The organism is Micromonospora foliorum (assembly GCF_022229015.1).
Lineage (GTDB): Bacteria > Actinomycetota > Actinomycetes > Mycobacteriales > Micromonosporaceae > Micromonospora > Micromonospora foliorum.
In genome coordinates this window covers 1-4,458 of the sequence record NZ_JAKKFF010000245.1, presented here as the reverse complement: position 1 = coordinate 4,458, position 4,458 = coordinate 1, and the positions used below count along the sequence as shown (strand labels likewise).

Here is a 4,458-nt window from a genome sequence, read left to right as displayed (position 1 = left end):
CCGCCCGCAGGAGACACGCGGCGACGAGGTGCCACCGGCCAGGCCTCACTCGTCGGCGGCCTCCGGCCACGTGCGGCACCGAAAGCACGGCGGGATCAGAATCTCCCGGTGCGCCTGACTGAGCGTCCGCCGGGCGTCCGCGTGCGTCATGGTGTGCCGCTCGCAGTGCGGTGCTGTCCGCCACGCGCGGCCGCGGTGAGGTCCCGGTGGTACTCCTCGGGCGGCCGGGCCTCCTCGCTGCGGTGCTCGTCGATGGCGATGCGGCGGGCGAGCGTGCCCAACCACGGCCGCACCGAACCCTGCCCCTGCTGGCCCAGGCGGTGTGCGTTGCGCCAGGCCCGCAGCAGCGTCTCCTGCACCAGGTCCTCGGCCCGCTGCCGGTCCCCGTTGACCAGCCGCAGGGCATGGGCGTACAGCGCCTCCGCGTGCTCGTCGTGCAGCGCGCGCAGCAGTTGGGCGTCGTGGTCGCTGATGGCGGTCTCCTCGCTTCCGGCGCGCGTCCGGCGGTGCGTTCGCTCGGGAATACGTGCGGTCACGCCGATCGGTTCAGCCCGAGGTCAGACCGGTTGCGTGGCGGATGCCGTCCACGAAGGTGTTCATGCCGGGTTCACATCGTGGCCGACGAGCGCTCACCACGTCCTCCTAGCGTCCGCCTGGTACGCCGCCTGTCGTGCACCGACTTCTCTGGAGGCCTCTCCCATGAGCGACCGTCCCCGGCTGCTCCCCCTGTTGACCGGCAACCGCCATGGCACCCGTGACGCCATGACCTGTCTGTACCGGTGCGGAAACGCCTGTGACCACCCGGTCCCGAACACCTCCGACAACGCGTACTTCGGTGACGTGGTGAACGCCGAGGTGTCGCGGCGTGGCGTGGTCCGGGCCGGCGCGGTCGGCGCGCTGGTGCTCGGTTTCGGCGGCGCGGCGACCGGGGCGCTCGCCGGCGCGGCCCCGGCCGTGGCGGCGCCGACCACCCCGGACGTCCCGGAGGCCTTCGGTTTCGGTCGTCCCGGCACCGGAGTCGGCAGCGGTGCCTTGACCTTCAAGCCGATCCCACCGAACAAGCTGGACACCCTGGTCGTGCCGAACGGCTACGACCACGCCGTGGTGATCAAGTGGGGTGACCCGGTGCTGCCGGGCGCGCCGGAGTTCAACCTGCACCAGCAGACCGCCGCCGCGCAGTCCAAGCAGTTCGGCTACAACAACGACTTCGTGGGTGTGCTGCCGCTGGACAAGCAGGGCAAGCGGGCGCTGCTGGTGGTCAACCACGAGTACACCAACGAGGACCTGATGTTCCCGGGCTTCCCCGGCCTGGACGGGCTCTCCGTGGAGCAGTTGCGCACCGCCATGGCCGCGCACGGCATGTCCGTGGTGGAGCTGGAGCGGGTCGCCGGCACCGGGCAGTGGCAGCCGGTCGACAAGGGTCCCCGGCCGTACAACCGGCGGGTCACCGCGCTGAGCACCAAGTTCGACCTGACCGGCCCGGCCGCCGGCTCGGCCTGGCTGAAGACCGCCGCCGACCCCAAGGGCCGCACGGTTGTCGGCACGCTCAACAACTGCGCCGGGGGCGTGACCCCGTGGGGCACGGTGCTCTCCGGCGAGGAGAACTTCAACCAGTACTTCGTTGGCGCCGACGCCGCACCGGCCGAGCTGAAGCCGAAGCTGGACCGCTACGGCATCAGCACCGCCAGCCGCTACCCCAGCGGCAGCCGCAAGTGGGAGCGCGCGGACGAGCGCTTCGACCTGGCGAAGCACCCCAACGAGGCCCATCGGTTCGGTTGGGTCGTCGAGATCGACCCGTTCGACCCGGAGAGCCGCCCGCGCAAGCACACCGCGATGGGCCGGTTCAAGCACGAGGGCGCCAACGTGATCGTCGCGAAGGACGGCCACGTGGTCGCGTACATGGGCGACGACGAGCGGTTCGACTACCTCTACAAGTTCGTCTCGGACAAGACGTTCATGAAGGGCAACTCCTGGGCTGCCCGCAAGCACAACCTGACGCTGCTGGAGTCCGGCACGCTCTACGTGGCGAAGCTCGACCAGACCAGCGCGGCCGAGATCGACGGCTCGGGCAAGCTCCCCACCGACGGCGCGTTCAACGGCCGGGGTCGTTGGATCAAGCTGGTCAGCGGCAACCGGTCGTTCGTCGACGGGATGACCGCCGCGGACGTGCTCACCTTCACCCGGCTCGCCGGTGACAAGGTCGGCGCGACCAAGATGGACCGCCCCGAGGACGTCGAGCCGAGCCTGCTCACCGGCAAGGTGTACGTGGCCCTGACCAACAACACCAACCGGGGCGTCGGCAGCAACCCGAAGGCGGACGAGGCCAACCCGCGCAACGCCAACAAGCACGGGCAGATCCTGGAGCTGGTCGAGGACCGCAACGACAACACGTCGGAGACCTTCGCCTGGTCGCTGCCGATCGTCTGCGGTGACCCGACCGACCCGTCGACGTTCTTCGCCGGGTACGACAAGAGCAAGGTCTCCCCGATCTCCTGCCCGGACAACGTCGCCTTCGACGCCACCGGCAACCTCTGGATCTCCACCGACGGCAACGCGCTGGGCAGCAACGACGGCCTGTTCGCCACCGCCGTGGAGGGTCCGGAACGGGGTCACCTCAAGCAGTTCCTGACCGTGCCGCTCGGCGCGGAGACCTGCGGCCCGTTCATCACCGGCGACAACCGCTCGGTCTTCGTCGCGGTGCAGCACCCGGGCGAGATCACCGGCGCCTCGGTGGAGAACCCGGCCTCGAACTGGCCGGACGGTGACTACGCCAAGCCGGGCGTGGTGGTCACCTGGCGTCTGGACGGCGGCCCGGTGGGCAGCTGACACCGTTCCCGCGGCCGAGAGGCCGCTGACGTTGCTCCGGCGGTTCGGCGCTGGACCGCCCCGAGAGGCCCTCTCCCAGCCCGGGAGAGGGCCTCTCGGCGGTCAGTTGTCGGCGGCGATGCCGTCGGCCACGCTGCGGGCCACGGTGAGCAGCTTGGCGCGTACGACCCGGGCGGAGGTCATCATCTCGCTGGCCGGCAACGCGCACGCCAGCACGACGCGGCGTTCCATGTCCTTGTCCGGAGCGACGAGCACCGCGGCGCAGGCCACCCCCTGCCGGAACTGCCCCATCTCCAGCTGCATACCGCGCCGGTCGCCGGCGGCCAGGTCGGCCTCGAAACTCTCGGTGGTGGTCAGCGTGGCGGTGGTGAACGGCCGCATGCCGTACTCGCGCAGATAGCGGTAGCGCTGGTCGGTCGTGAGGGTGGCGAGCAGCGACTTGCCGAGAGCTGTCGCGTGCGCCCCCTCGTCGAAGCCGGGGACCAGATCCTCCAGGTAGGGCGAGCGATGCCCCTCGGCGACCGCGGTGAGGGCCACCTGACCGCCGACGAACCGACCGAGGTAGTGGCTGTAGCCGGTGTCCAGGGCGGCCCGCCGCAGCGTCTCACCGACCGCCGGCGGGCCCCGGAACGCCGTCACCAGCTCCCGGTACCGGTCGGCCACCTCCAACCCCACGATGTACGTGCCGTCCTCGCGACGGATCACGTAGCCCTCGTAGGCGAGGGTGCGGACCAGGTGGTAGGTGGTGGCCACGGTCAGCTCGCAGCGCCGGGCGATCTGCTTGACGGTCAGGCCCTTCGGGGCGCGACCGACCGACTCCAGCACCCGTAGCGCTCGGGACACGCTGCGAATCAGGTCCGAAGGTTCTGCCAAGGGGTCGCGCACAACCACCTCCGCCGCCGGGGACTTACACCATATGAAAAACAGGCCCGGTGCGAAATGCCTGTTCGGGTCGAGGATGCCAGATCACCATCCACAGCTTGTGCCCCGCCGGTCACCAGGAGTGCTTTGAGCGGGGCTCACGTAGGTTTGCCGAACGATGACAGACACCTCCATCACCCCCGATCCGGCGATCGCCCGACCCCGCCCGGTCCGGGCGAGCGCCGGCGCAGTCGTCACCACCGTGGCCTGCGTACTGCCCGTCTTCCTGCTCGGCGGTCTCGCCGTGCAGATGGGCGCGGACCTCGGCTTCTCACCGGCCGGTCTGGGCCTGGCCGTCTCCGTCTACTTCGGGGTCAGCGCGCTGGCCTCGGTGCCCTCCGGGCGCCTGGTCGAACGGTACGGACCGGCAGTGGTCGCCCGTTGCGGCATCCTGCTGGCCGCCGGGTCGATGCTGGCCGTGGCCGCCTTCGCCCGGTCGTACCCGGTGTTGGTCGGCCTGCTGGCGCTCAGCGCCGCCGCGAACGCGCTCGGCCAGTTGGCCAGCAACGCCGCGCTGGCGCAGCACGTGCCGGCCCGGCGGCAGGGGCTGTCGTTCGGTGTCAAGCAGGCCGCCATCCCGGTCTCCACCCTGCTGGCCGGGGTGGCGGTGCCCACCATCGCGCTCACCGCCGGCTGGCGCTGGGCGTTCGTGGCCGCCGCCGTGGCCGCGTTGAGGACGCGGGCCGGCGTACCCCGGCAGTTGCCGGGCCT

The 4,458-nt window shown here is 71.0% G+C and carries 4 protein-coding genes; 2 read left to right on the top strand and 2 right to left on the bottom strand.

All coding sequences use genetic code 11. From position 1 onward, the window contains the following. Window positions 1–146: 146 nt before the first annotated feature. Entirely contained in the window at window positions 147–536 is a 390-nt protein-coding gene (locus PSH25_RS18770) for a sigma factor (RefSeq protein ID WP_308193692.1), read from the bottom strand. Between the two features lie 163 nt (window positions 537–699). On the opposite strand from PSH25_RS18770, the gene PSH25_RS18765 reads away from it, so the two are divergent. Next, a complete protein-coding gene (locus PSH25_RS18765; protein ID WP_238660325.1) occupies window positions 700–2,826 on the top strand; it encodes a PhoX family protein in 2,127 nt (708 codons plus the stop codon). A gap of 102 nt (window positions 2,827–2,928) precedes the next feature. Here the strand turns inward: PSH25_RS18765 and PSH25_RS18760 are convergent, their stop codons facing one another. Further along, a complete protein-coding gene (locus PSH25_RS18760; protein WP_238660324.1) occupies window positions 2,929–3,711 on the bottom strand; it encodes an IclR family transcriptional regulator in 783 nt (260 codons plus the stop codon). 154 nt (window positions 3,712–3,865) lie between these two features. Between PSH25_RS18760 and PSH25_RS18755 the strand changes: the two genes are divergently transcribed. Further along, on the top strand, window positions 3,866–4,458 hold a 593-nt coding region (locus PSH25_RS18755), incomplete at its 3' end, for an MFS transporter (protein WP_238660323.1).